The organism is Micromonospora sp. NPDC049101 (genome assembly GCF_040648675.1).
In the GTDB taxonomy this organism is placed as follows: domain Bacteria; phylum Actinomycetota; class Actinomycetes; order Mycobacteriales; family Micromonosporaceae; genus Micromonospora.
In genome coordinates, this window is the sequence record NZ_JBEZED010000004.1 from 70,439 (window position 1) to 94,639 (window position 24,201).

The window sequence follows — 24,201 nt, forward strand, 5'->3', positions numbered from 1 at the left end:
CAGTCATGCGTAACGCCTTCATCGACACCACCGCCGCCCTTCTCGACGAGGACCCGCGTACCGCACTCGTGGTGGCCGACATCTCGGCCAGCCAGTTCGCGGCGGCCGGTCACCGGCACCCGGACCGGGTGCTCAACGTCGGCATCCGGGAACAACTGATGATCGGTGTGGCCGGTGGGCTCGCCCTGACCGGGCTCCGCCCGATCGTGCACTCGTACGCGACGTTCCTGGTGGATCGGGCGTACGAGCAGATCAAGCTGGATCTGGACCACCAGGGCATGGGCGCGGTACTGGTCAGCATCGGCGCGTCGTACGACGGGTCGGCGGAGGGCCGGACCCACCAGTCGCCCGGGGACGTGGCGCTCTTCGACTCGCTCGGCGACGGCTGGACGGTGCGGGTGCCCGGCCACCCGGACGAGGTCGCGCCGCTGCTCCGGCACGCGGCGACCGGTGACGACCCGATCTACCTGCGGCTCAGTGAGCAGCGCAACGCCGAGGCGTACCCGGATGCGGACCGGCTGCGGGTGCTGCGGCGGGGCGGGCCGGGCGCGCCGCTGGTGGTGGCCGTCGGGCCGATGCTCGATGCCACGTTGGCGGCGACCGAGGCGATGGACGTGACAGTCGCGTACACCCACACGCCCCGGCCGCTCGACACCCTCGGGCTACGGGCGCTCGCCGGGACCGAGGTGGTGCTCGTCGAGCCGTACCTGGCGGGCACGTCGAGCGCCCTCGTCAGCCGGGCGATGGCGGACGTGCCGCATCGGCTGCTCGCGCTCGGGGTGGGTCGGACCGACCTGCGACGCTACGGAAGCCCGGCCGACCACACCCGGTGGCACGGCCTGGACGCCGCCGGTCTGCGGCGGTCGATCAGCGCGTTCCTGGGCTCAACGCGCGGCTGACTTGGCGGGACGGCGGCGTGCGCGCTCGCGGCCGAGGATCCAGATCGCCTCGACGCCGTCCTTCCAGGTGATCTTCTTGCCCTCTTCCCGGCCACGTGCCCGGTAGCTGATCGGCACCTCGTACGGACGGATCCGTTGACGCAGCAGCTTGCCGGTCACCTCGGCCTCCATGCCGAAGCCGCGCGAGCGCACGTCCAGCGACCGGTAGAGCGCCACCGGCATCAGCTTGAAGCAGGTCTCCAGATCACCGATGTACGAGTTGAACAGCACGTTGGCCGCCATCGTGACGCCCTTGTTGCCCATCACGTACCAGAAGCTGTAGGCGCTGTGGCTGCCGAAGGTGCGGTTGCCGTAGACGACTGTGGCGCGCCCGTCGAGCACCGGGTCGAGCAGCTTGGGGATGTCCTGCGGGTCGTACTCCAGGTCGGCATCGAGGATGACCATGTAGTCGCCCTCGGCGCTGTCGACGGCCGTCTTGATGGCGGCACCCTTACCGGCGTTGCGCTGGTGGGTGATGACCCGCAGGCGTGCGTCGTCGGCGCGACCGAGGACCTCGCCGGTGCCGTCCCGGCTCCCGTCGTCGACGACGACCAGCTCGATCTCGCACGGGTAGTCCACCGCCAATGCCTGCTTGAGGGCATCCGCGATGCGTTCTTCCTCGTTGAAGACCGGCATGAGGATCGAGAGCTTCACGGGAATCTCCACGGTGGCGACGACACGTCGGGCATAGCCTAGCCCGGCTGGTCAGCGCGACGGTGGCCGCCACCGCCGGGCAGTCGACGTGGCAGTCCCAGACCGATGGTGTTTACTTCCCGCCATGTCGGCTGCCGGCTCCCTGCTCGCGGTGGTGCCTGCCGCCGCGGTGCTCCTGCTCACCGTCGTGACGAGGCCGCGCGGGGCCGCCGGGGTGGCACCGCTGCGGCTCGCCGTGGTGCGCGCCGCCCTGCTCAGCGGGGCGTACGCGGTGCTCGTCGTCGAGGTGCTCGGCGCGTCGCACGCGCTGACCCGGCCGGCGTTCGTCGCCGCCTGGCTGCTCTTCCTGCTCGCCTGCGCGGCGGCGGCACGGGTGCGTTGGCGCCGGAACGCCACCGCCGCGCGGCAGCCCGCCGCGACACCCCGACGGGTGCCGGTCGGCGCGGCGGTGGCCGCCGGCGTCGGTCCGGAGCTGCCCGCGCCGAGCATCGACGAGGGCCCAGCCGGGCGCGGGGACCGGCCGGTCGGTCGGTCCCGCGGCGGCCTGCTCGCCAGGGCACTGGACAGGTGGCGTACGGCGGGGCGGGGCGAGCGCCTGCTCGCCGGCACGGTCGGCGGGCTGGTCCTGGTGGAGTTGCTCGTCGCGCTGCTGGCCGAGCCGAACAACTTCGACTCGCAGACGTACCACCTGCCGAAGGTGGAGCACTGGGTGGCCCAGGGCGACCTGGACTTCTGGCCCACCGCCATCCACCGGCAGGTGACCATCCCGCCCGGAGCCGAGTACCTGCTGCTGCACCTGCGCCTGCTGACCGCCGGGGACCACCTGCACAACCTGGTGCAGTGGGCCGCCGGGGTGCTCTGCCTGCTGGTGGCCGCACGGATCACCGCGCAACTCGGCGGCGGCCGGCGGGCTCAGTTGTTGACCGCGTTCGTGCTGGCCACCACGCCGATGGTGGTGCTCCAGGCGACAAGCACGCAGACCGACCTGGTCTGCGCGGCCTGGGTGGCCTGCGCGGCGACGCTGGTGCTGGACGGGCTGCGTCGGCGGACCGGCTGGGGCACCCTGCTCGGGCTGGGGGCGGCCACCGGGCTGACCGCGGTGACGAAGACCAGTGGCCTGATCGCGGTGGGTCCACTGCTCGTGCTCTGGGGGTTGGCGCAGCTCCGACTGGCCCTGGCCAGCCGGGCACCGGCTGCCGAGGGGTCGACTGCCCGCCCGGTCGCCGGCGCGGCGCGCGTCATCGGTGGTTCCGTGCTGATCCTGCTGGTCGCGGCCGTGGTGGTCGGCCCGTTCCTGGCCCGGGTCACTGCCGAGTTCGGGCATCCGCTGGGCCCGCCCCGGCTGCGGGAGTCGATCCCGATGGAACGGCACGACCCGCCGTCGATCCTGGTCAACGCGCTGCGGATCGGGCACACCGCGTTCGACACGCCGCTGGCGCCGCTGCGTGATGTCGGCGGGAAGGCGATCATCGGCGGCGCGGACGCGATCGGGGTCGACCCCCAGGACCGGGCGATCACGTTCGGCCGGGAGATCTTCCCGGAACCCGCCTGGTACCCGGACGAGGACCGGGTGGCGTTCCCGATCGCCGGGGCGCTGGCGTTGATCGGCGCGGTGGTCGCGCTGGCCCGACCGCGCCGGATCGACAGCGGGCAGGTCGGACCGCTGCGCGCGTACGCGGTGGTGGTGCTCGCGACAGTCCTGCTGCACACCGCGATGATCAAATGGCAGCCGTGGGGCAACCGGCTACTGCTCTACGCCCTGGTGCTGGCCGTGCCGCTCGCCGGGCTGTGGCTGGACGCGCTCCTGCGGCGCCGCGCCAGCGCCGCCCGGAACGTGACGAACACGGCCGGCCCGGGTGGGCGGCGACGGTCGCTGGCCACCCTGACGGTGGTCGTCGTGTTGGTCACCTCGGCGCTGGCCGGGATGCTCGCACTGTCGTACGGCTTCCCGCGCCGACTCGTCGGCTCCGGCTCGGTCTTCACCACCTCGGACTGGGACACCCGGTTCCTGCGCCGCCCGCAGTGGGCCGACGAGTTCCGCTGGGCTGCCGGGGCGGTCCGCGACAGCGGCGCGCGGCGGATCGGGCTGGTGGAGCAGAACGACAACTGGGAGTACCCGTGGTGGCTGCTGCTGCGCCAGCCGGACGGCCGTTCGCCGGAGCTGGTGTCGTTGCAGTCGGTGCTGCCGGAACGGCCGCCGGCCGACCCCACCTCGGTGGACGCGATCGTCTGCACCGGCGCCAAGGCGGCCTGCGCGAAGCTCGTTCCGGCCGGCTGGCGGTTGGAGTTCCGCGACTACGTGGGCTACGCGTTGCCACCCGGCCGCTGATCCGGCCGGACACTCGGACCGGACCCGCACCGCCAGGCGGCCGGCGCCCGGATCGTCCGATCCGGGCGGTTCGGCAGCCCGCGCGCAAGGATCCGAGACGCATTCACATCGGTTGATCCGCACGTTACCGTCTGGTAACTCAGTCGACGTCCCGCGACTGAGCCGAAAGGAGTGCGTCGATGCCTGCAATCCCCGCCAGGCCCGAACGCGCGACCCGACGACGGGCCAGCACCGTGGTCGTCGCCGTCGCCGCTCTCGTGCTACCGATGCTCGCCGGACCTGCCGCCCCCGCCGCCGCCGACCGACCGGCCGCCCCCGCCGCCGACCGACCGGCCGTCCAACCACTCCCCGCCAACCTCGAGGCCGTCCGCGCTGCCGAGGCCACCGCCCTCTACGGCAGCCCGGCGATCCGCCCGATCGAGCAACGCCGCACCGCGTTGGTCACCATGGGCGACAGCGAGATCTCCGGCGAAGGTGTCGGCAACTACGTCCCCGGCACCCACCAGGACGGCAACTGGTGTGACCGCTCGTACGACCAGGCGGTCTTCCGCACCGGCATCCCGTCGGACACGCAGTACAACATCGCCTGTTCCGGTGCCACCCCGTGGAACCTCATCGCCGGCGGCCCGACCCAGCACAACGAGCTGAACCAGGGCGACTACCTGGGCATCAAGGCGCGCAACACGCACGTGAAGCTGATCTGGGTGGTGGTCGGCGCGAACGGTGACGGCACCATCCAGTTCGGCCCGGTCGCCACCGACTGCGCCATCCGTCGGGTGTTCTTCCAGGGAGCCTGCTATCCCACCTACACCGACCAGTGGACGATCCGCACCGACGGCAGTCGGCAGGCCGTGACCGACGCGCTCACCGACATCCGGCAGACCATGACCAACGCCGGCTACCTACGCTCGGACTACGAACTGGTGCTCATGTCGTACCCGAGCCCGGGTAGCCCGGACGTGGAGGACAACCCGAACTTCCCCGGCTGGTACTCCGGTGGTTGTCTGCTCTACCTGGCCGACGCGGCGTTCGCCCGCAACAAGGCGGTGCCGCTGTTCGAGTCGGCGCTGCGCGCGGCCGCCACCGCGACCGGCACCCGCTACCTGGACGCCAGCCGGCTCTTCCACGGGCACGAGGTGTGCACCGACAACACCTCGGTCCGCGGCCTGTTCATCGAGGTGGGGATCTGGAACGAGAACGCCGCCCGCCAGTCGTTCCACCCGAACGCCCGGGGGCACGGCATGTTCGCCCAGTGCATCACCCAGTTCTGGAACTCCGGCCAGGAGCGGGCCAGTTGCGTCGACCCGGCCAGCACCGGCGGCGGCGTGCTCTACCCGGGCCTGCTGGAGTTCAGGCAACTGCGCAACCTGGCCACCGGCACCTGCGTCGACGGCCGGGGCTACGACTCCCGCAACGGCACAGTCCAGCAGCCGCACGCCTGCCACGGTGGGCGTAACCAGGGCTTCTGGTACGACTCGACCCGGCGGTCGCTGCACTCGGAGCTGTCCCACGACCGCTGCCTGGACGTGTCGAACAGCTCGATGACCGCCGGCACCGCGATCAACATCTACGACTGCAACGGCACCGGCGCCCAGCAGTTCGTGTTCGTCGGCAACCAGCTCCGGCCGGCGGCGGCGAGCAACCTCTGCGTGGCGTTCGACAACCCGTTGCTGGGCAGCTCCCGCCTGCGGTTGGCCACCTGCGGAAGCAGTACCCGACAGCAGTGGTCGTACGAGGCCCGTACCGCCGCCAACCCGGTCGGCTACGGGCACGACGACTTCATCGGCTCCCGCGTCTACTGACGGATGGAGGGGTCCCCGAGTCGACCGGGGACCCCTCGTTCACTTGGCGCGGGGGATGAGGATCAGCCGGGCCACGCCCTTGTCGCCGTCCTTCGCGCCGGCGACGCCGAGCGTCGCGCCGACCTTGACCTCGCTCGGCTGCACCGTGGCGCGCCGCTCGACGACTCGCAGGTCGTCGCCGAAGGTCCAGGTCATGGTGAAGCCGTCGGTGGACTTGACGGTCATCGAGTCACCGTCGATAGCGGTCACCTCGCCGCGCTGCACGGCGACGGTCTGCGTACCGCCGTCCTTGTTCTTCACCACGGCCTCGCCGTGCAGGGTGTTCTTGCGCAACTGCACGCGGGCCTGGTGGCGCCTGCGCAGCTCCTCGCCCCGCTTCTCCCGGGCCTTGTCCTTTGCGGTGGGCGAGGCGCCGGGCGTCGGGGTGGCCGGCGCGGCGATGGTCCGCACGTCCAGGTCGTCCGCGTCGAAGCCCATGGCGGTGAGCGCCTGGCCCTCGACGCCCATCGCGGCGGCGACCTCGACGGCGGCCTCCCGCGCGGGTTGGCTGGCCACCTCGGCCGCACCGCAGCCGCTGACACCGAGCGCGACCGCCGCGAGCAGCGCCGTGGTGCCGGTGGCGAATCCCCAACGTGGCATGGCTTTTCCTCTCGTCCGTGGAGGTCCCAGCCTCTCCCGCGACGACGAGCGGAGCGTCAGGCCGATGTTCGAGCCAGGTAAGGATCGCCGGGCAGCCGGACCGTGAAGGCGGCCCCGCCCTCCGGCGCGTGCCCGGCGGCGATCTCCCCGCCCAGCCGCCGGACCAGCCCGGCCGCCAGCGCCAACCCCAACCCGCTGCCGACCTTGCGCACCCCCCGGTAACGCTGGTGCAGCGCGCCGCGCTCGAACGCCACCGCCAGGTCGTCGTCGGTGAAGCCCGGCCCGCCGTCGCGGACCTCCAACACGCCGCCGGCGGCTGGGTCCGCACCGGCCGGCCGGACCGCGAGCACCACCGGCGACCCCGGGGGTACGACCCGCAGCGCGTTCTCCAGCAGCCCGTCCAGCACCTGCCGGATGCGCCCCGGATCGGTGTACGCGGGCACCGGCTGACCGGGCGTCTCCACCCGGAACGGCACGCCCACCGCCGCACACCGACCGGCCCAGGTCGGCTCGGCGTCCAGGGCCAGCCGGGTCAGGTCCACCGACACCGGTTCGAGAGGGAAGTCGGCGGCCTCCAGCCGGGCCAGCGCCAGCAGATCACCGATCAGCCGGTCCAGGTGTTGGGCCTCGGCCAGCATCGTCCGGCCGGTGTCGACGGTGTCGTCCGCGCCGAGCACCCCGTCGGCGAGCGCCTCGGCATACCCCCGGATCGCGGTCAACGGGGTGCGCAGTTCGTGCGAGACGGACAGCAGGAACTCCCGTTGCCGCCCCTCACTGGTGGCCAGTGCGCCGGCCAGTCCGTTCAACGCCTCGGCCAGGTCGGCGACCTCGTCCGGCGGCTCGACCGGCACCCGGACGGCGCGATCGCCGGCGCGTAGCCGGGCGGCGGCGGTGGCCGCGACGCGGATCGGCCGGGCCAGCCGGCGGGCCAGCAGCAGCCCGGCCACCACACCGGCGGCCAACCCGGCCAGCAGCGGCAGCCACAGGCTGCGCAGCACCTGGGCCCACAGCCCGTTCGCCAGGGGACGGGAGAGCACCACCCCGTTGCCGCCGGCCAACGCCCGGCCCTCGACCAGGGCGCGCTCGCCGTTGACGGCGCGCCGGGCCGACACGTTGCGCCCCTGCCCGATGCGCTGCACCACCCGGGCCGGCAGACCCGGCCGGTCGGCCGCACCACGCCGGATCAGGTACGCGTTGATGCCCTGGTCACGCAGTTGCTGGACGAGGCGTTCCTCGTCCGCGGTGCGGCCCCGGTCGAGGCGGGTCCGCAGCACCTCGGCGGCGAGCCGGGCCTGCGCGGCGAGCGCCTCCTGCTCGCTCCGCTCCGCACCGCGGATCGCCAACGGCACGGCGACGATCGCGGTGACCAGCACCGACACCAACGCCACCGCACAGGTCACCAGCACCGCCCGGGCGGTCAGGGTGCGGCCGAACCGGCCCCGACGAGGGGCCGCCGACGGGCCGGCACCGACCACCGGCAGGAACATGGTCGGTGACTCGACGCGCGCGGGATGATCAGGCATCGACCGCGTACCCCACGCCGCGGTGGGTGCGGATCACGCTGGTCGGGCCGAGCTTCGCCCGCACCTGGGCGACATGCACGTCGACGGTGCGGGTGCCGGCGTGTGCCGCGTAACCCCAGACCCCGGCCAGCAGCTCCTCCCGGGTGAAGACCCGACCGGGCCGGGCCATCAGGTGGGCCAGCAGGTCGAACTCGGTGGAGGTGAGCTGCACCGGCGCGCCCGCGACGGTGACCGTGCGGCGGCCCGGGTCGAGCGTCACCGGGCCGACGACACGCGGCCGGTCCGCGCCCTCCGGGCCACCGGCGGCCCGGCGCAGCACCGCGCGCACCCGGGCGACCAACTCGCGAGGGCTGAACGGCTTGGTGACGTAGTCGTCGGCGCCCAACTCCAGGCCGACAATCCGATCCACCTCGTCGTCCCGGGCGGTGAGGAAGATGACCGGGGTCCAGTCGCCGACCTCGCGCAGCCGACGGCAGATCTCGGTGCCGGGCAGGCCCGGCAACGCGATGTCCAGGACGCAGGCCACCGGACGCAACCGGCGGGCGGCACTCAGGCCAGCGGCACCGTCCCGTTCCAGGTGGACGCCGAATCCGTCCCGGGCTAGGTACAGCCGGACCAGGTCGGCGATGGCCGGTTCGTCCTCGACCACGAGGACGAGCCCGCGGTGCGGCGGTTCGACGGTCACCGGCCCATGATTGCCGACGGCGAACGCTCGACGCGATCGGTGTGTGTACGAGTTCGGTAAAGGTGCGGCAAGGCGTGGCCGGGTGTCAGGTCACCAGGACGGAGCGAACATCCCGGGCCGCGCGCCGGCCGGTGCGTCGCCGATGCTGGCGACGACCCGCGCGCCGGGCGGCCGCAGGCGGCTCCGGAACGCCTGGTTGAGCAGCGCGTCGAGCTGCCAGACCTGCTTCGGGTGGCTGGTGCGGATCAGGAACCGCTCACGGATCCCGTCGATCGCGGTGGCCGCCATCTCGACCGACTGGAGTCGCGGGTCCGGGCTCCAGGTGACGTTGCTCAGCTCGCGCAACTCGGTGTTGAGATGCAGGCGCAGACGGTGCAGTAGTCGGGTCTGCTGGGTCACCACCAGTCGACGGTGGGTGAGCAGCAACAGGTAGTCGCCGGTGACCGGACGGTCGGGGCGGCTGCAACGGGTGACCAGGATGGTGGCGTCACCGGAGCCGACGCAGCGCCGGAAGACCGGCATGTGCCGGCTCACGGTCTGCACGGCCAGGCCAGCCTCGGTGGCGGCCGGAAGGAACGTTCGGGAGAAGACGTCCATGACCTGCCCAACGACCTCCCCGGCGGGGTGACGTGGGTCACGATGCAATTTTGGAAGTTCCACGCCGGGGGTCGCACTGGCTGTCCGATTTCCGACGTCGACGGATCATGGTCAGGAATCAGGCTGAAGAGGGCTGGCGGCGAACAGCTCCGCCAACCAACCGGGGACCGCATCGGCGTACTCGGCGCGGGAGCTGTCGACGGTGTCCAGGGCGCGACGCCAGGACAGCGACCGGCTCACCGCCCCCAGGTTGATCGCGAGGTCGACGGCCTCGACGAGAGTCCGGCGGTCGTACCTGTCGGTCCACGCCTCCAGGTAGGCGTCCCGCAACCGAGCCAACCGGGCGTCGTCGGCCGCCAACGACTCGGCGTACCGGATGGACCGCAGGGTCACCAGCAACGTGCCGAACGGGTGCGCCACCGAGGCGTCGCCCCAGTCGAAGTAGCGGTAGCCGTCCGAGGCCGCGAAGACGTTGCCGTCGTGCAGGTCGTCGTGTTGCACGGTGGCCGGAATGCCGATGTCGGCGAGCCGTCGACACCGCTCGGCGTACGACGGCAGCTCCGCCCGCAGCCGCTCGTGCAGATCCGGGCTGAGCCCACCCTCGGCACCGACAAGCAGCGACTCGCGATCATCGAGCAGCTCGGCGAACAGCCCGGCCAGCACCTCGGGGCGGTGGTCCGGCACGCCCTGGGCGACCAACTCGTCGGCATGCGGCACGGTGGCCAGTTGGAGCGCCGCGTACCCGGGCAGCGCCCGCTCCCAGTGCGCCAGATCGGGCTCGCGCGCCAGCACGTCCCGCAACGACTCGCCACCGTCGGGCAGCAGCGACCAGCCCTGCGCCGGGTCCACCGCGATCGGCGTCAGCACCCGTGCCGGCGTCCACCGGGCGAGCGTCGCGATCAGCACCGCCTCATGCACGGTGCCCGGATTGTTGGCCTTGAACCAGACCGGGCCGTCGTCGGTGGGCACCCGCCAGACCAGCGACCACGGGCGCACCCGAGGCTCCACCGGCCCGGTCACCCGCCGGCCGGACTCGCTCAGCCGCGCGTCGACCCAGGACCGGGCCCTCGCCTGCCACTGCTCCGTGGACCAGGGCGCGGCGTGCGGATCAGCGTTCGTCGTCACGCAAGGCACCCTAGGCGGCCCGCCCGCGCCGACGCGAGCGCGTTTACGGCGTCGGGGGAGTCAGACCAGCTCGACGATCGTCGCGTTGGCCATGCCGCCGCCCTCGCACATGGTCTGCAGGCCGTAGCGGATCCCGTTGTCCCGCATGTGCTGGAGCATGGTGGTCATGATCCGGGCACCGGAACCGCCGAGCGGATGACCAAGGGCGATCGCCCCGCCACGCGGGTTGAGCCGCTCCGGGTCCGCCTCGGTCTCCGCCAGCCAGGCCAGCGGCACCGGGGCGAACGCCTCGTTCACCTCGTACACCCCGATCTCCTCGATGCCCAGCCCCGCGCGGCGCAGCGCCTTCGCGGTGGCCGGGATGGGCGCGGTGAGCATGGTGACCGGGTCGTCGGCGGCGACCACGGCGGTGTGGATCCGGGCCAGCGGGCGCAGGCCGTGCCGGCTGGCCCAGTCGGAGGTGGTCACCGCGAGGGCGGCGGCGCCGTCGGAGATCTGGGACGCGGACCCGGCCGTCACCACGCCCTCGGCACGGAACGGGGTGGCCAACTCGCCCAGCTTCTCCAGGGAGGTCTCCCGGCGGATGCCCTCGTCGGCGGCGAACTTGCCCCCGTCCGCGAGCGGCACCGGGGTCAGCTCCGGGTCGAACGCGCCGGCGTCCTGCGCGGCGGCCGCCTTCTCGTGGCTGGCCAGCGCGAACTCGTCCAGCTGGGTACGGGAGAGCCGCCACCGCTGGGCGATCAACTCGGCCCCGACCCCCTGGTTGAACGGCAGCGGCGCATCGTCGGCGAAGCCCTCGACGCCCCGGTAGCGGGCGCGCAGCTGGTCACTGAACGGCATGCCGCCGGCCACACTGGAGCCCATCGGCACCCGGGTCATCGACTCGACCCCGCCGGCGACCACCAGGTCGGCCTGGCCGGAGAGCACAGTCGCGGCGGCGAAGTGCAGGGCCTGCTGGCTGGAGCCGCACTGCCGGTCCAGGCTCGTGCCGGGCACCGTCTCGGGCCAGCCGGCGGCGAGCACGGCGTTGCGGGCGACGTTCCACGACTGCTCGCCGACCTGGGACACGCAGCCCCAGTAGACGTCGTCGACCTGGGCCGGGTCGATCCCGGTGCGCTCGGCGAGGGCGCGCAGCACGTGCGCCGAGAGGTCGACCGGGTGGACCTCGGCGAGGCTGCCCCTGCGCCGTCCGACCGGGGTGCGCACCGCGCCGACGATGACCGCGTCACTCATGTTTACTCCCCGGTAACGTGGGCTGTCCCGATCCTACGTCGTCCACGGCTCGCTCATCCGGGCAGGCGTCGAGATGCCCGTACCCCCGACACCCGGCCGCCGCTGGCATGCTGGGCGGGTGGATGAGATCCCCCCGGTGCGGCAGTGGCGGGTGCCGGCGACCCTGCCGGCGGCAAAGCTGGCCGGCGCGGTTCTGCTTGTCGCGCTCGGCCTGCTCTTCGCCGACGGCGACCCGGTCCGCCTGGTGGTGGCCGTCCTGGCCGCCGCCACGCTGGCCGGCTGGGCGGTACGCGACCTGGTCGCGCCGGTCCGGTTGGCGGTGGACCCGGCGGGGCTCACCGTCATCCACGGATTCGCGGGCCGACGGCTGCTGCCCTGGTCGGCGGTCGAGGAGATCGCCGTGGACCGGCGGCCACGGCTGGGTCTGACAAGCGAAACCCTGGAGATCGACGCGGGCGACTCGCTGCACCTGTTCGGTCGGTACGACCTCGGCGCGACCCCGGAGGAGGTGGCCGCCGCGCTGCGGGCCGCCCGGCCGACCTCGCCCGGCTGAGTCAGCCGAGCAGGTAGACGGTGCGGAAGACGGCCACACCGAGCAGGAGCAGCACGATCACCGCACAGCCGACGACCTGCACCAACGTGCGTCGACCACGCGGCGCGTACGCGAGCACCACCGCCGTCAGCGCCCCGATCACCAGCCCACCGAGGTGCCCGGCGATGGAGATCCTCGGCACGGCGAACGTGAAGACCAGGTTGACGACGAGGACCGGCACGATCGACGAGGTGTCGAGACCGAGGCGTCGCATGATCACGAACATCGCGGCGAAGAGGCCGAAGATGGCAGTCGACGCGCCGACTGTCGGCGGCTGGTTGGGCGCACTGAACAAATAGACCGCGACGTTGCCGCCGAAGCCCGCGATCAGGTAGAGAGCGAGGAATCGCCACCGACCGAGCGCCGCCTCCAACTCCCGGCCGATCACCCACAGCGCCCAGGAGTTGAGCAGCAGGTGCAGCAGGCCGTAGTGCAGGAACATCGCACTGATCAGCCGATACCACTCGCCGGCCGCGACCCCGTGCACCGGCCCGAGGGGGACGTACGAGGCGTAGCCGAGCACACCGCCCCACAGCGTCAGCGGCGTGTCACCGCCCAGCAGACCGCCGAAGCCGGAACCGCCCGCCGCCGCGTCCCCGCCCCGGTCCGAGGCGATGGACAGCACCATGAACAGCACGTTCAGCGCGATGAGCGCCTTGGTGACGTAGCCGTGCCGGCCGGCGATACCGCCACCGAAGGCGGTACGCGCCGGCCGGACACTGCGACGTCCCTCGTCGACGCACTCCGGGCACTGGTGCCCGACGGACGCCTCCCGCATGCAGTCCGGGCAGATCGGCCGGTCGCAGCGGGTGCACCGCACGTAGGTCTCCCGACCCGGGTGCCGGTAGCAGACCGGGGCGGTCGGCGGAGACTCACTCACCGGGCCGACCCTCCGTCCACCGACGCGCCATTTACCGACGCGCGATCCACCGACGCCGGCCGGTGCGGTGCTCCGGAGCGCTCAATCATGCGAGCAAAGGTACCTCGCCGGTCGGTCAGGAAGCAGACCGCTCGATCTCGACCCGCTCGATGACGACGTCCTGCAGCGGACGGTCGCTCGGGCCGGTCGGGGTGCTCGCGATCGAGTCGACGACCTTCACCGACTGCTCGTCGGCAACCTGGCCGAAGATGGTGTGCCGGTTGTTGAGGTGCGGCGTCGGGGACACGGTGATGAAGAACTGCGAACCGTTGGTGCCCGGTCCGGCGTTCGCCATCGCCAGCAGGTAGGGCCGGTCGAAGCGCAGCTCCGGGTGGAACTCGTCAGCGAACTTGTAGCCCGGCCCGCCCCGACCGGTGCCGGTCGGGTCGCCCATCTGGACCATGAAACCGCTGATCACCCGGTGCGAGATGGTGCCGTCGTAGTACGGCCCACTGCCCGGCTGACCGGTGCGCGGGTCGGTGTACTCACGGTTGCCCTCGGCCAGGTCGACGAAGTTGCGGACGGTCTTCGGCGCGTGGTTCGGGAAGAGCTCCAGCCGGATCGAGCCAGCGTTGGTGTGCAGGGTGGCGTAGACAGCCTCGGCCACGGGTACTCCTCACTCGTTGGTCAGTTCCATGCGGATCCTCCCATGTGCCCGATCTGGCATCGCGGAGGCATCCGTTGGTGGAGGATGACGAAGGAACAACTCCCAGGAGGTAGGACCGTGTTTGGATTCGGGCGGCGTAAGTCCCAGGGGCAGTTGGCAAAGGCCGAGCTGAACCAGAGCATCAGCCACCTGATGCAAGCAGCCAACCACGCCGCGAAGGGTGCCGGAGCGACCGTCGGCCCGCGGGTCCAGGTGGCCCGGGGCTACGTGGGGCCGGCCGCGGCGAGGGTTCGCGACCAGGCGTCGACCGGCTGGGGGACGACACTCACCACGCTGGCACCGCTGGCCGTGGCGGCCCGTGACGGCGCCGCGCAGGCAGGGCCGCTGACCAGGAAGGCCAAGTCGAAGACCATGCGGATCACCGGTAAGAAGAAGCAGCCGCGCCGTCGCGGCTCGATGATGACCGGCCTGCTGGCAGCAGGTGTCGTCGCCGGCCTGGCCGGCGCGGTGGCCCTGCGTCGCCGCCGGGAGCAGCAGGAGTGGGCCGAGTACGACCCGACCCGCGGCAGCCTCGAACCGATGCGTGACGAGGTCGACTCGATCGAGGTGCGCACGCCGTCCGCCACCAAGGGCAGCGACGGGGCGGCCATGACCGGCGCCGCGGGGATGACCGGCGCCGGCAGTTCGGCGGTGGCCGGCGGCACCAGCGCGAGCACCACCGGCCCGGCCAAGCAGACCGGCATCCGCCCGACGGACAAGGTCCCGTCGGTCGCCGAGGGTGCCACTGACGTCTCCGGTCGGCCGACCGACGACCTCACCAAGGCGCTGGGCAAGGACAAGGACACCGCCCGCACCAACGGCCGCCGCTGACCACAGCGACAGCGCATCGAGCGCCGACGAGCGGGCTGCCCCCGCTCGTCGGCGCTTCCGCGGGCGCGGCGCTTCCGCGGGGGCCCTTGCATGATCGACTCGGCTTTCAGGAAGTCGGGGTGTCCAGGTGCGCGGGATGCCGCGACTTCCTGAAAGGCGAGTGGATCACCGCGCGCTGGTCGGGCGGCGGAGTGGTCCGGGTGCTGTCGCCGCGCGGTCAGAGCCACCCGTTGCGGCGGAACCACCGGTAGAGCGCCAGTGAGACGCCGAGCATGAGGGCCAGCACCACCGGATAGCCGTACGTCATCTTCAGCTCGGGCATGTTGTCGAAGTTCATCCCATAGATGCCGGCGATGGCGGTCCACACCGCGGCGATACCGGCCCAGGCAGCGATCTTGCGCATGTCGTTGTTCTGGTCGACGGTGACCTGGGCCAGCCGCGCCTGGAGGATCGAGTTCAGCAGGTCGTCGTAGGAGTTCACCTGCTCCACGGTGCGGCTCAGGTGGTCCTGCACGTCCCGGAAGTACTTGCGGATCTCCTTGGGCACGTCCCGGTTGACCTGCGAGGTCAGCGTCATCAGCGGCCGTTGCAGCGGCACCACCGCCCGCTTGAACTCCACCAACTCCCGCTTCATCTGGTAGATCCGCTGGATCCGCCCGTGGCCCTGCCGATCGAAGACCTCGGCCTCCAGCATGTCCAGGTCGTCCTCGATCTGGTCGGCGACCTCCAGGTAGAGGTCGACCACCCGGTCGGTCACCCCGTACGCCACCGCCCACGGGCCGTGCAGCAGCAACTCCTGCTTGGTCTCCAGGTCGGCGCGGATCGGGGCGAGCCGGCAGGCGTCCCCGTGCCGGACGCTGATCACGAAGTTCGGGCCGATGAAGAGCATCACCTGCCCGGTCTCCACGACCTCGGAGTTCTCGGTCAGTTCGGCGTGCTCGCAGTACCGCGCGGTCCGCAGCACCAGGAAGACGACGTCGCCGAACCGCTCCAGCTTGGGGCGCTGCTCGGCCTTCACCGCGTCCTCGACGGCGAGCTCGTGCAGCCCGTAGGTCTCCGCGATGGCGGTCATCTCGGCCAACTCGGGCTGGTGCAGACCGATCCAGACGAAGCCGTGCTCCTCCCGGCGGGCCGCGGTCAGCGCCTCGGCGTACGTCCAGTCGCCGGGTTGCCGCTTGCCGTCGACGTAGAGCGCGCAGTCGACCACCGCGCTGCGGCCGGTGCCGCTGGGGGTCGGCGCAGGCGGCGAACCGTCGGCGTTGAGGATCCGGGTCATCGCCCGGACCGGGGAGGGCCACGCCCGAGGTCGCAACACCCGGCCGGTGGACGACGGTGCCGTCCGGTCCCGCTCTGTCCGATCCGTCATCGCGTCACCTCCCACGCTCGGCTGCGGCTTGCAGGCTACGCCGACCGGGCTCCGGGACGCCTGTGACGGCGGTCGCGTGGGGCGGCGCCGGGCGGGCCGGGCCGCATCGGGGGGTGTGCGGGGACGACACGGCCCACCCGGCACCTGTGGGGGCGGGAGGTTGTGCTGCCGCGTCACCCCACTCGCGGCCAGCCCGGAGACCGGGCGGTGACGTCCGCAACAGCTGAAGGGTGACGCTCGCAGCATTGTGGGCCGCCGACCGCCCGGGCGGGAGTCCCGAGGCGGCCGACGTCGCCTTTCTGTCGGGAACCCGACAGTCAACTCAGCTGCGGACCGCCTCCACGGCCTCGGCGAGCCGACGGACACCCTCGTCGATCTTGTCCGCGGTCACCGCCGAGAAGGCCAACCGGAGCGCGTGCCGCCCACCGTCCAGCACGAAGTCGCTGCCCTTGACCACCGCGACCCCACGCTCGGCGGCCGCCGGGGCGAGCCGGTCGACAAGCACGTCCTCCGGGAACTCGACCCAGAGGAAGTAGCCGCCGTCGGGTTCCACGAACCGCGCCTGCGGCAGGTGCCGGCGCAACGACTCGGCGAGCACCCGGGACCGCTCACCCAGCGCCGCTCGTACCGTCTCGATCGAGCGGTCGATGTCACCGGAGACGCAGAACTCGTGCACGATCGCCTGGGACACCATGCCCGGCGAAATGTAGAGGCTCGTCGCGTTCTTGGCGATGTCGGCGATCAGATCCGATGGGCCGACCAGGTAACCGACCCGGACGCCGGGGCAGACGGTCTTGGTGAAGCTCGACGCGTGCACCACCACGTTGCGGGTGTCCAGCGAGAGCATCGACGGCAGTGCCTCGCCCCGGAACCGGACGTCCGCGTACGGGTCGTCCTCGAAGATCGTGAACTCGTACTCGGCGGCGAGGTCGAGCAACTCCCGACGCTTCTCCAGCGACAGCGTCATGCCGGCGGGGTTCTGGTAGTTCGGGATGACGTGCGCGAGCCGGGGCCGGACCCCGGACTCCAGCAGCTTGCGCAGCTCGGCGGTGTCGAGGCCATCCGGCTGGACCGCGATGGAGTGCAGCTCACTGCCCATCCGCTGGAGATTGAGCAGCGTCCGGTCGTACGTCGGGCGTTCCACCACCACCGCGTCGCCGGGGCGGACCAGGTGGTCGAAGAGGAACGCGTCGGCCTGAAGCGACCCGTTGGTGACCAGCACCTGGTCGGCCTGGACGCCGTGCTTGTCGGCGATCCACTTCCGCAGCGGAAGGTAACCGACGGAGGTGCCGTACGCCGTGACCCCCGCGGGGTCGGCGTCGAAGGCGCGGACGGCTGCGGCCTTGAGCCCCTCGACATCGACGATGTCCAGCGAGGGAGCCCCACGGGCAAAGGAGATCAACTGCTCGGCGGTCATGGATGTTGAGCGTACGGGCGGCGGCGGGGGACGCGCGGACGGCACGGCGATGTCCGCATCCTGAGCCACCGGACGGGTGACCCGACTCCACCGGTCGGCGGCAGATCAGACCGGAAGGGCGAGCGCGTCGTGGTGCGCCACCCGGGACAGTCCCTCAAACTGCACGCCGATCGCGTCGAGAAGCTGACTCCAGTCGAAGTAGGAGCGCCAGGCGGTGATCCGGCCGTGCCGAGCCCGGACCACGTCGGCCACCTCCCAGCTCACCAGCCGCCCGGTGGGCGCGACGGTGCCGTACGGCGAATGCAGCGTGCCGGTGTGGGTGCCGGTCAGACGCAGCTCCACGGCGGCGCCACCGCCGGTGCGGACCGCGCCCAGCGGGTCGACCCGCAGGTCCCCGAAGGCGCCAGTCCAGGTGCGCAGGAGCGCGGGCAGCTCGATCGGGCGGACCGTCACGCCCGGCATGGCGTAGAACGCCTCCGGGGCGTAGAGATCCGGTAGACGGGCCACGTCCCGACGCAGGAGCATGGCGTACTGCTGCTCGACCAGCTGCTCCGCGTCACGCATCGGAGACCTCCCCCGCGGACCACGGCATCTCCGTGCCCGCAGGGGATCCTTACCCGTCGATCCGGCCGGCCACACCTGCGCGGCTCAGGTCCTGGCGGCCACCTGGCTGTCCGCCCAGACCCGCATGATGTCCCGCACCGAGATCACCCCGGCCACCTCGCGGCCGTCCAGCACCACCAGGTGCCGGAACCCGCCCCGGGCCATCGCGGCGGCGGCCTCGGCCACCGTCCATTCCGGGCCCGCGTAGACCACGTCCCAGGTCAGGTGAGCGCTGGTGCGTTCCACGTCGCAGTCCAGGCCGGCGCCGATGGCCTTCAACACGTCGCGTTCGGTCATGATCCCGACGCCCTCGGAATCCGGGTCGATCACGACCGCCGACCCGACACCGCGGGCCGACATCATCCGGGCCGCCTGGCGCAGCGTGTGCTCCGGACCGACGACGAGGACCTGGCTGGACATGGCATCCCGTACCTGCATCACAGATCACTCCTTTGGGACGGTGGCCCCCGGTACGGACATGGTCGTCCGTGGATGTTTCCGGGACAAGACCGAACGTCGCCGTACCGCCGGCCGCTCGCTACTGTCGGATCGTGTCCACCGAGCCCCTGCGCTGCGCCGGCGCGCTGATCGTCGACCACGACGGCCGCATCTTCTTCCAGCGCCGCTCACCGCACCGACGCCTCTTCCCCAACTGCTGGGACATCGTGGGCGGCCACCTGGAGCCGGGCGAGGATATCGACGAGGCACTCCGTCGGGAGATCACCGAGGAGACCGGCTGGGTCCTCTCCCACGTCCTGGGCCAGGTGGGCGAATACGCCTACGTGGGCGACGACGGCCTGGCCCGGATCGAGTACGACTTTCTGGTCCGTGTCGACGGTGACCTCGACCGCCCGACGTTGGAGGTCGGCAAGCACACCGAGTACCGCTGGCTGGCCGAGCACGAGGTGACAGCGCTGGACGAGCACCGCGACGTCAACGACGGGCTGATCCGGCGGATCGCGGAGGAGGGCTTCGCCGTCCTGCGGTCGATCGGTCTGTGAACACCGTCGAGCTGGCGCCGCACCGCGTCGCCGGGCTGCTCGCCCCGGCCGTGGACCGGGTCTTCCGCGCCGGCATGCTGGCCGGCCGCGACGGCGGAGGCGCCGAGTTGAGCCAGCGGTACGGCGGGCCGACCGCGAGCGGCTTCCTGGTGGACCTGCGCACCCGGCTGGCGGCGCCGGGTGGCACTGTCGACGCCCCGGGCTTCGCGGCGATCACCCGGTACGGAGATCCGGTCGTCGTCCGCCGGACGGTGGACAAGCAGGTGGCGCACGGGATGTTGCACCGCGGCCCGGACGGCGCACTGTCCGCCACCGAGCGGGGCGCGGCCTTCCTCGCCGAGCTGTACCAGGTGCACGCCGAGGTCACCGAGGAGCTGTGGGCCGGGCACGACGAGCGGGTGTCCCGGCTGGTCGCGGTGCTCGGTCGACTGCTGTCGTACGCGCTGGTGCTGGCCGACGAGGAGGGCGACCGGGGTGGTTCGGCCTTCGCCGCGTTGGCGCCTCCGCACGAGCCGGACGGCACCGGATCGGGCGTGCTGCTGCTCAACCGGCTCGGCACGCTGCGCTACCACCGGGCCGACGCGCACGCCGCCGCCTGGGCCGCCGCCGGGCACACCGCGTCGAGCGTCGCCGCCCTGCCGGCCGGCCCCGAACGGCTCGCCATCGAGCTGGAGACCGACCGCCGGGCCGCCGGCCCGTACTCCGTGCTCAGCGCGGACGAGCGGCTGACCATGCTCGCCGACCTGGCCGCACTGCCCGGCTGACCCGGTTGGCCCCAGCGGCGAGGTCAGCCGGCGCTATCCTCCAGCGGTGACGGGGAGCAGGACTAGGGAGGATGTCGCGATGATCGGAATGGTGCTCGCGGCCGGGGCGGGACGACGGCTGCGCCCGTACACCGACACCCTGCCCAAGGCTTTGGTGCCGGTGGACGGCGAGACCACGATCCTGGACATCGCGTTGGGCAACCTCGCCGAGGTCGGGCTCACCGACATCGTGATCGTGGTCGGCTACGCGGCGGACGCGGTCCGCGAGCGGCAGGCCGACCTGGAGAAGAAGTACGGGGTCACGCTGACCCTGGTGCACAACGACAAGGCCGAGGAGTGGAACAACGCCTACTCGCTCTGGCTGGCCCGGGAGTACTTCGCCCGTGGGGTGCTGCTCGTCAACGGCGACACCGTGCACCCGGTGAGCGTGGAGAAGACCCTGCTCGCCGAGCGCGGGCCGGGCATCCTGCTCGCGGTGGACACGCTGAAGGCGTTGGCCGAGGAGGAGATGAAGACCACCTTCGACGCGGCCGGCCAGCTCACCCGGATCACCAAGATCATGGACCCGGGCGAGGCGTACGGAGAGTACATCGGCGCGACGCTCATCGAACCGCAGGTCGCCGACGCCCTCGCCGACGCGTTGGAGGCGACCTGGCGACGGGACCCGAACCTCTACTACGAGGACGGCTACCAGGAGTTCGCCGACCGGGGCGGGGAGGTGCGGGCGGCGCCGATCGGTGACGTCCCGTGGGTCGAGGTCGACAACCACGCCGACCTGGCCCGCGCGCGGGAGATCGCGTGCCGCTACTAGCTCGGAGCGTCCTCACCCCGCTGCACATCGACGTGCGACGGGGGGCGGTGGCCGACCTGGCGGCGATCCTTTCCGACGGGCGGATCTCCGCCGGCGGTGACGTCGCGGTGGTGGTCGGCCCGGGCCAGGGCACCCAGATCGCGGAGCTGATCCGACCGTCCCTGCGAACGGCCGACGTGTTCACCGTCTCCGGGGGGACCCTGGACGCCGCCGACGACCTCGGCGGCAAACTCCGTGCCCGCTCGTACGACGCGGTCGTCGGGATCGGCGGCGGCAAGACCATCGACGTGGCCAAGTACGCGGCGACCCGCCGAGGGCTGCCGATGGTGTCGGTGGCGACGAGCCTCGCCAACGACGGGATCGCCTCCCCGGTGGCCAGCCTCATCACCGACGGGCTCAAGGGCTCCTACGGCGTGCACATCCCGATCGCGGTGATCGTCGACCTGGACTTCGTGGAGAGCGGCCCGGACCGGCACAACCGGGCCGGCATCGGCGACGTGATCAGCAACATCAGCGCGCTCGCCGACTGGGAGCTGGCCCGCCGGGTACGCGTCGAACCGTTCGACGGGCTCGCCGCCTCGCTGTCCCGGGCGGGTGCCGAAGCGGTGCTCAACCACCCGGGCGACATGGCCGACGACGCCTTCGTCACCGTGCTGGCCGACGCGTTGATCTCCAGCGGCCTGGCCATGGCCATCGAGGGCACCAGCCGCCCGTGCAGTGGCGGCTGCCACGAGATCATGCACGCCGTCGACGCGCTCTTCCCCGGCACCGCCTCACACGGCGAGTTGGCCGGGCTGGGCGCGCTGTTCTGCACCTGGCTGCGCGGGGACCTGCGCCGCTTCGGAGAGATGTCGGCCTGCCTGGCCCGGCACGGTCTGCCCCGGCTCCCCGCCGAGGTGGCGCTCAGCGACGACCAGTTCGTGGAGGCGGTGCAGTTCGCGCCGCGTACCCGACCGGACCGGTACACCATCCTCGAACACCTGGCGCTGTCGCCTACCGAGACCCGGGACCGGCTGGCAGACTACGCCGGTGCAATCCGCGACCAGCTTGGCTGACCCCCGTCCCACCATCGCCGACTTCCACCGGGTGAACCGGGGCGGCGGCCTGTTCAGCGAGTCGATCAGCCAGTGGCTGGGCGCCGTCTTCGCGCTCGTCGCCCAGCGCCTCGGCCTGCGACCGACGGCGCTGACCATCACCAACCTGGTGCTCGGGCTGGCCACCTCGGTCACCGTGGTGGCACTCGCCGGTCCGGTCGCCGACGGGGACGTACCAGCCTGGGTGGTCGGCCTGCTCGCCCTGGTCGGCTGGCAGGTGGCGTACTCCCTGGACTGCGCCGACGGGCAGCTCGCCCGGGTGACCGGCCAGGGCAGTGCGGCCGGGGCCCGGGTCGACGTGCTCTGCGACGTGGCCGCGCAGATCGCCCTGGTCGCCGCGCTCGCCGCCACCGCCGTGGCGCAGGAGCCGTCGACCCCGACCTGGCTGGTGGCGACCTTCGCCGGCACCTGGATGGTCAACCTGGTCACCTCGGTGATGCAGGCCGGCCCCAACGCCGCCAGCATGGTCACCTCGACCTCACTGCCGGTACGCCTGGTGAAGCTGGTCCGCGACTACGGCGCGGTGATCTTCGTGGCCGCCCTGGTGCTCGCCGTGGCCCCCGCGCTGGTCCTCTGGGTGCTCGTCGCCTTCACGATCGTCAACGGCGGCTTCCTGCTGGCCAGCATCGCCTTCTCCGCCCGCGCCTCCCTGTAAGGGCCCTGCGTCGACGGAACGCCACCCGTTGGCATCAGGGCATCTCGCCTTCGTCGTCGGCAGCGCTGCCCTCACGGTCCCGCAGGCGGTTCAGAACCGCTGTCTTCCGCGCGTTGTTGGCGGAGTTGTTCGAGGATGGCGCTGTCGGCTTCGAGGTCGGGGTGGTCGACCTGCCGGTCGAGATCGACGACGTGTTCGAGTTCCTGGATCGCCTGGTCGAGGTCACCGCCCGCCCGGTGAATCATCGCGATGTTGTACCGGGTGACGGCTTCGCCGGCCCGGTCGCCGACCTCCCGCCGGATGGGCAGGGCTTGGTGGTAGTGGTCGAGGGCCCGCTGTCGGTCCTCTAAACCGTCGTACACGTGGCCGATGTTGTTGAGGGTGGTGGCTTCGCCGGCCCGGTCACCGACCTCCCGATGGATGGGCAGGGCCTGGTGGTAGTGGTCGAGGGCCCGCTGCCGGCCCCCTAAACCGTCGTACACGTGGCCGATGTTGTTGAGGGTGGCGGCTTCGCCGGCCCGGTCACCGACCTCCCGATGGATGGGCAGGGCCTGATGGTAGTGATCGAGGGCCCGCTGCCCATCCCCCAACCCGGCGTACGCGCTGCCGATGTTGTTGAGGGTGGCGGCTTCGCCGGCCCGGTTGCCGACGTCCCGCGTAATGGGGAGGGCCTGGTGGTAGTAGTCGAGGGCCCGCTGCGGGTCCCCTAAACCGGCGTACACGTGGCCGATGTTGTTGAGGGTGGCGGCTTCGCCGGCCCGGTCGCCGACGTCCCGCTGGATGGGGAGGGTTTGGTGGTAGTGGTCGAGGGCCTGCTGCCGATCCCCCAACCGGTTGTACGCGCTGCCGATGTTGTTGAGGGTGGTGGCTTCGCCGGCCCGGTTGCCGACCTCCCTCAGGATGGGGAGGGCCTGGTGGTAGTGGTCGAGGGCCCGCTGCCGGTCCCCCAAACCGTGGTACACGCCGCCGATGTTGCTGAGGGTGGCGGCTTCATTGCCCCGGTCGCCGGCCTGCTGGTACAAGGTCAGGGCCTGCTGATAGTCCTCCAGCGCCGGCCAGGGCCGACCGGTCGACAACCGCGCCCAGCCACGCTGATAGAAGGCGCCGGCATCCGGGCCCAGGGTCAGGGTCGCGGTGGCCATGGCCTCGACCGCGGCGAACCGCGAGGTACGCAGCCACACCCGACCCACCCGGTCACCGACGCCCCGGGCGATCGCCGGCTGCTGACCGGCGACAGCAAGCCGATGCACCTCCACGTGTCGGGCAATGGTGGTCGCCGCAGCGGGGGCGACGGCGCGCGGTCCCGGCGGTTCCCGATCCTCCATGCCCGATCCACCTCGTTCTTCCTGCTACTCCCGGTGCCGACGCGGCGGTTGCCGAGGGTCGGACCGTGGCACCACCGGCGTACGGCGGTGGCATCGGCCGTCATTGTTCTTCCCACGATGGCCGGGATGCGGTCAGCGAGTCGGGAACCCGTCACCTGAGCCGGGCTCACCGAGCGGTCCCGGGACGCGAATGAAACGTACAGTGGCCGCCAAGGTCCACCCGTTGATCGCGTGGCCTGGGCCAGAGATGGGCGGTCCTGGGCCGGCTTGACCGGGCGTGTCGGGGGAGGGTGCGGGCGATGCGAAACGCCACGGTGGAGGTGTCCGGGGCGCAGGCCGCGAGCTGGGCGGCGGAGCTGCGGGCGGCGCTGGTCGGGGCCGTGGGGCCGGACGACAGCGTGTCGCCGGTTCAGGTGCAGCGGTCGGCCGAGATGGTGATCGCGGTGATCGGGCTGGTGTTCTCCGGGGTCGAGGTGGCCAAGACGATCACCGAGTGGTGGAGTGCCCGCCGCCGGGACGGCGCCGGGGTCACCGTGCTGCTGCCGGACGGCACCCGGATCGAGCTGGCCGAAGGCAGCCAGGCGCGGCTGGAGATCGCCATGCGGCCGGACGGCACCGGGCCGCACTGAACTGACCGCCACGACGGGATGGG

General features: G+C 72.0%; 25 protein-coding genes. 11 read left to right on the top strand and 14 right to left on the bottom strand.

The features are described from left to right. Nucleotides 1-5: 5 nt before the first annotated feature. Nucleotides 6-899: a transketolase gene (locus AB0B57_RS06395; protein WP_357066529.1), complete on the top strand. Its 894-nt coding sequence runs from the start codon at nt 6-8 to the stop codon at nt 897-899. Here the strand turns inward: AB0B57_RS06395 and AB0B57_RS06400 are convergent. Next, nucleotides 885-1,592, bottom strand: a complete 708-nt coding sequence (locus AB0B57_RS06400) for a glycosyltransferase family 2 protein (protein WP_357065789.1) — start codon at nt 1,590-1,592, stop codon at nt 885-887. The two genes, AB0B57_RS06395 and AB0B57_RS06400, sit on opposite strands and share 15 nt — an antisense overlap. A gap of 124 nt (nt 1,593-1,716) precedes the next feature. Between AB0B57_RS06400 and AB0B57_RS06405 the strand changes: the two genes are divergently transcribed. Beyond that, nucleotides 1,717-3,921 carry a glycosyltransferase family 39 protein gene (locus tag AB0B57_RS06405; RefSeq protein WP_357065792.1) on the top strand — a complete coding sequence of 735 codons (2,205 nt, stop codon included), beginning with the start codon at nt 1,717-1,719 and terminating at the stop codon, nt 3,919-3,921. A gap of 179 nt (nt 3,922-4,100) precedes the next feature. Next, entirely contained in the window at nt 4,101-5,723 is a 1,623-nt protein-coding gene (locus AB0B57_RS06410; RefSeq protein ID WP_357065795.1) for a ricin-type beta-trefoil lectin domain protein, read from the top strand. A 39-nt stretch (nt 5,724-5,762) separates the two neighbouring features. On the opposite strand, the gene AB0B57_RS06415 is transcribed toward AB0B57_RS06410, so the two are convergent. From AB0B57_RS06415 to AB0B57_RS06440, 6 genes are all read right to left on the bottom strand, one after another. Further along, complete coding sequence (locus tag AB0B57_RS06415; protein ID WP_357065797.1) at nt 5,763-6,362, bottom strand: hypothetical protein; 600 nt, start codon at nt 6,360-6,362, stop codon at nt 5,763-5,765. Between the two features lie 56 nt (nt 6,363-6,418). Then, entirely contained in the window at nt 6,419-7,885 is a 1,467-nt protein-coding gene (locus AB0B57_RS06420) for a histidine kinase dimerization/phospho-acceptor domain-containing protein (RefSeq protein ID WP_357065799.1), read from the bottom strand. Then, nucleotides 7,878-8,570: a response regulator transcription factor gene (locus AB0B57_RS06425; protein ID WP_357065802.1), complete on the bottom strand. Its 693-nt coding sequence runs from the start codon at nt 8,568-8,570 to the stop codon at nt 7,878-7,880. The genes AB0B57_RS06420 and AB0B57_RS06425 overlap by 8 nt, the downstream gene beginning before the upstream one ends. 90 nt (nt 8,571-8,660) lie before the next feature. Then, complete coding sequence (locus AB0B57_RS06430; protein ID WP_357065805.1) at nt 8,661-9,167, bottom strand: hypothetical protein; 507 nt, start codon at nt 9,165-9,167, stop codon at nt 8,661-8,663. 111 nt (nt 9,168-9,278) lie between these two features. After that, nucleotides 9,279-10,292, bottom strand: coding sequence for an aminoglycoside phosphotransferase family protein (locus AB0B57_RS06435; RefSeq protein WP_357065808.1), 1,014 nt, complete (start codon nt 10,290-10,292; stop codon nt 9,279-9,281). A 60-nt stretch (nt 10,293-10,352) separates the two neighbouring features. Beyond that, the gene (locus tag AB0B57_RS06440) at nt 10,353-11,525 is read right to left on the bottom strand and encodes an acetyl-CoA C-acyltransferase (protein ID WP_357065811.1); all 1,173 of its coding nucleotides are present in this window, start codon (nt 11,523-11,525) and stop codon (nt 10,353-10,355) included. A gap of 118 nt (nt 11,526-11,643) precedes the next feature. Between AB0B57_RS06440 and AB0B57_RS06445 the strand changes: the two genes are divergently transcribed. After that, a complete protein-coding gene (locus AB0B57_RS06445) occupies nt 11,644-12,078 on the top strand; it encodes a PH domain-containing protein (RefSeq protein ID WP_357065814.1) in 435 nt (144 codons plus the stop codon). Nucleotide 12,079: 1 nt separating this feature from the next. Here AB0B57_RS06445 and AB0B57_RS06450 read toward each other — a convergent pair whose 3' ends face one another. Next, complete coding sequence (locus AB0B57_RS06450; protein ID WP_357065817.1) at nt 12,080-12,997, bottom strand: rhomboid family intramembrane serine protease; 918 nt, start codon at nt 12,995-12,997, stop codon at nt 12,080-12,082. A gap of 115 nt (nt 12,998-13,112) precedes the next feature. After that, nucleotides 13,113-13,643 carry a peptidylprolyl isomerase gene (locus tag AB0B57_RS06455; protein ID WP_357065819.1) on the bottom strand — a complete coding sequence of 177 codons (531 nt, stop codon included), beginning with the start codon at nt 13,641-13,643 and terminating at the stop codon, nt 13,113-13,115. An 84-nt stretch (nt 13,644-13,727) separates the two neighbouring features. On the opposite strand from AB0B57_RS06455, the gene AB0B57_RS06460 reads away from it, so the two are divergent. Then, complete coding sequence (locus AB0B57_RS06460) at nt 13,728-14,513, top strand: hypothetical protein (protein ID WP_357065822.1); 786 nt, start codon at nt 13,728-13,730, stop codon at nt 14,511-14,513. A gap of 217 nt (nt 14,514-14,730) precedes the next feature. Here the strand turns inward: AB0B57_RS06460 and corA are convergent, their stop codons facing one another. From corA to AB0B57_RS06480, 4 genes are all read right to left on the bottom strand, one after another. Beyond that, nucleotides 14,731-15,879: a magnesium/cobalt transporter CorA gene (corA, locus tag AB0B57_RS06465; protein ID WP_357065824.1), complete on the bottom strand. Its 1,149-nt coding sequence runs from the start codon at nt 15,877-15,879 to the stop codon at nt 14,731-14,733. A gap of 322 nt (nt 15,880-16,201) precedes the next feature. Beyond that, a complete protein-coding gene (locus AB0B57_RS06470; RefSeq protein WP_357065827.1) occupies nt 16,202-17,296 on the bottom strand; it encodes a PLP-dependent aminotransferase family protein in 1,095 nt (364 codons plus the stop codon). 105 nt (nt 17,297-17,401) lie between these two features. Then, on the bottom strand, nt 17,402-17,860 hold the full coding sequence (locus tag AB0B57_RS06475; protein ID WP_357065829.1) for an ester cyclase: 459 nt from the start codon (nt 17,858-17,860) through the stop codon (nt 17,402-17,404). An 84-nt stretch (nt 17,861-17,944) separates the two neighbouring features. After that, nucleotides 17,945-18,337 (bottom strand): CBS domain-containing protein, encoded by a 393-nt coding sequence (locus AB0B57_RS06480; RefSeq protein WP_357065832.1) that lies wholly within the window; start codon nt 18,335-18,337, stop codon nt 17,945-17,947. A 113-nt stretch (nt 18,338-18,450) separates the two neighbouring features. Between AB0B57_RS06480 and AB0B57_RS06485 the strand changes: the two genes are divergently transcribed. From AB0B57_RS06485 to AB0B57_RS06505, 5 genes are all read left to right on the top strand, one after another. Next, nucleotides 18,451-18,900, top strand: a complete 450-nt coding sequence (locus tag AB0B57_RS06485; RefSeq protein WP_357065835.1) for an NUDIX domain-containing protein — start codon at nt 18,451-18,453, stop codon at nt 18,898-18,900. Beyond that, nucleotides 18,897-19,664 carry a hypothetical protein gene (locus tag AB0B57_RS06490; protein WP_357065838.1) on the top strand — a complete coding sequence of 256 codons (768 nt, stop codon included), beginning with the start codon at nt 18,897-18,899 and terminating at the stop codon, nt 19,662-19,664. Before AB0B57_RS06485 ends, AB0B57_RS06490 begins: the two co-directional genes overlap by 4 nt. Before the next feature lie 79 nt (nt 19,665-19,743). Then, on the top strand, nt 19,744-20,475 hold the full coding sequence (locus AB0B57_RS06495; protein WP_357065841.1) for a phosphocholine cytidylyltransferase family protein: 732 nt from the start codon (nt 19,744-19,746) through the stop codon (nt 20,473-20,475). After that, nucleotides 20,463-21,530, top strand: coding sequence for an iron-containing alcohol dehydrogenase family protein (locus AB0B57_RS06500; RefSeq protein ID WP_357065844.1), 1,068 nt, complete (start codon nt 20,463-20,465; stop codon nt 21,528-21,530). Before AB0B57_RS06495 ends, AB0B57_RS06500 begins: the two co-directional genes overlap by 13 nt. Beyond that, on the top strand, nt 21,505-22,224 hold the full coding sequence (locus AB0B57_RS06505) for a CDP-alcohol phosphatidyltransferase family protein (protein ID WP_357065846.1): 720 nt from the start codon (nt 21,505-21,507) through the stop codon (nt 22,222-22,224). Before AB0B57_RS06500 ends, AB0B57_RS06505 begins: the two co-directional genes overlap by 26 nt. A 71-nt stretch (nt 22,225-22,295) precedes the next feature. On the opposite strand, the gene AB0B57_RS06510 is transcribed toward AB0B57_RS06505, so the two are convergent. Continuing rightward, nucleotides 22,296-23,549, bottom strand: coding sequence for a tetratricopeptide repeat protein (locus AB0B57_RS06510; RefSeq protein ID WP_357065849.1), 1,254 nt, complete (start codon nt 23,547-23,549; stop codon nt 22,296-22,298). A gap of 299 nt (nt 23,550-23,848) precedes the next feature. Here AB0B57_RS06510 and AB0B57_RS06515 point away from each other — a divergent pair, with 299 nt between their 5' ends. Continuing rightward, a complete protein-coding gene (locus tag AB0B57_RS06515) occupies nt 23,849-24,178 on the top strand; it encodes a hypothetical protein (RefSeq protein WP_357065852.1) in 330 nt (109 codons plus the stop codon). Nucleotides 24,179-24,201: the final 23 nt, after the last annotated feature.

What these genes read in the sequence shown, in the direction of transcription:
- AB0B57_RS06395 (WP_357066529.1), top strand. Translation starts at nt 6, where the DNA reads ATGCGTAACGCCTTCATCGACACCACCGCCGCCCTTCTCGACGAGGAC.
- AB0B57_RS06405 (WP_357065792.1), top strand. Translation starts at nt 1,717, where the DNA reads ATGTCGGCTGCCGGCTCCCTGCTCGCGGTGGTGCCTGCCGCCGCGGTG.
- AB0B57_RS06410 (WP_357065795.1), top strand. Translation starts at nt 4,101, where the DNA reads ATGCCTGCAATCCCCGCCAGGCCCGAACGCGCGACCCGACGACGGGCC.
- AB0B57_RS06415 (WP_357065797.1), bottom strand. Translation starts at nt 6,362, where the DNA reads ATGCCACGTTGGGGATTCGCCACCGGCACCACGGCGCTGCTCGCGGCG.
- AB0B57_RS06420 (WP_357065799.1), bottom strand. Translation starts at nt 7,885, where the DNA reads ATGCCTGATCATCCCGCGCGCGTCGAGTCACCGACCATGTTCCTGCCG.
- AB0B57_RS06430 (WP_357065805.1), bottom strand. Translation starts at nt 9,167, where the DNA reads ATGGACGTCTTCTCCCGAACGTTCCTTCCGGCCGCCACCGAGGCTGGC.
- AB0B57_RS06440 (WP_357065811.1), bottom strand. Translation starts at nt 11,525, where the DNA reads ATGAGTGACGCGGTCATCGTCGGCGCGGTGCGCACCCCGGTCGGACGG.
- AB0B57_RS06460 (WP_357065822.1), top strand. Translation starts at nt 13,728, where the DNA reads ATGACGAAGGAACAACTCCCAGGAGGTAGGACCGTGTTTGGATTCGGG.
- corA (WP_357065824.1), bottom strand. Translation starts at nt 15,879, where the DNA reads ATGACGGATCGGACAGAGCGGGACCGGACGGCACCGTCGTCCACCGGC.
- AB0B57_RS06470 (WP_357065827.1), bottom strand. Translation starts at nt 17,296, where the DNA reads ATGACCGCCGAGCAGTTGATCTCCTTTGCCCGTGGGGCTCCCTCGCTG.
- AB0B57_RS06475 (WP_357065829.1), bottom strand. Translation starts at nt 17,860, where the DNA reads ATGCGTGACGCGGAGCAGCTGGTCGAGCAGCAGTACGCCATGCTCCTG.
- AB0B57_RS06480 (WP_357065832.1), bottom strand. Translation starts at nt 18,337, where the DNA reads ATGCAGGTACGGGATGCCATGTCCAGCCAGGTCCTCGTCGTCGGTCCG.
- AB0B57_RS06495 (WP_357065841.1), top strand. Translation starts at nt 19,744, where the DNA reads ATGATCGGAATGGTGCTCGCGGCCGGGGCGGGACGACGGCTGCGCCCG.
- AB0B57_RS06510 (WP_357065849.1), bottom strand. Translation starts at nt 23,549, where the DNA reads ATGGAGGATCGGGAACCGCCGGGACCGCGCGCCGTCGCCCCCGCTGCG.
- AB0B57_RS06515 (WP_357065852.1), top strand. Translation starts at nt 23,849, where the DNA reads ATGCGAAACGCCACGGTGGAGGTGTCCGGGGCGCAGGCCGCGAGCTGG.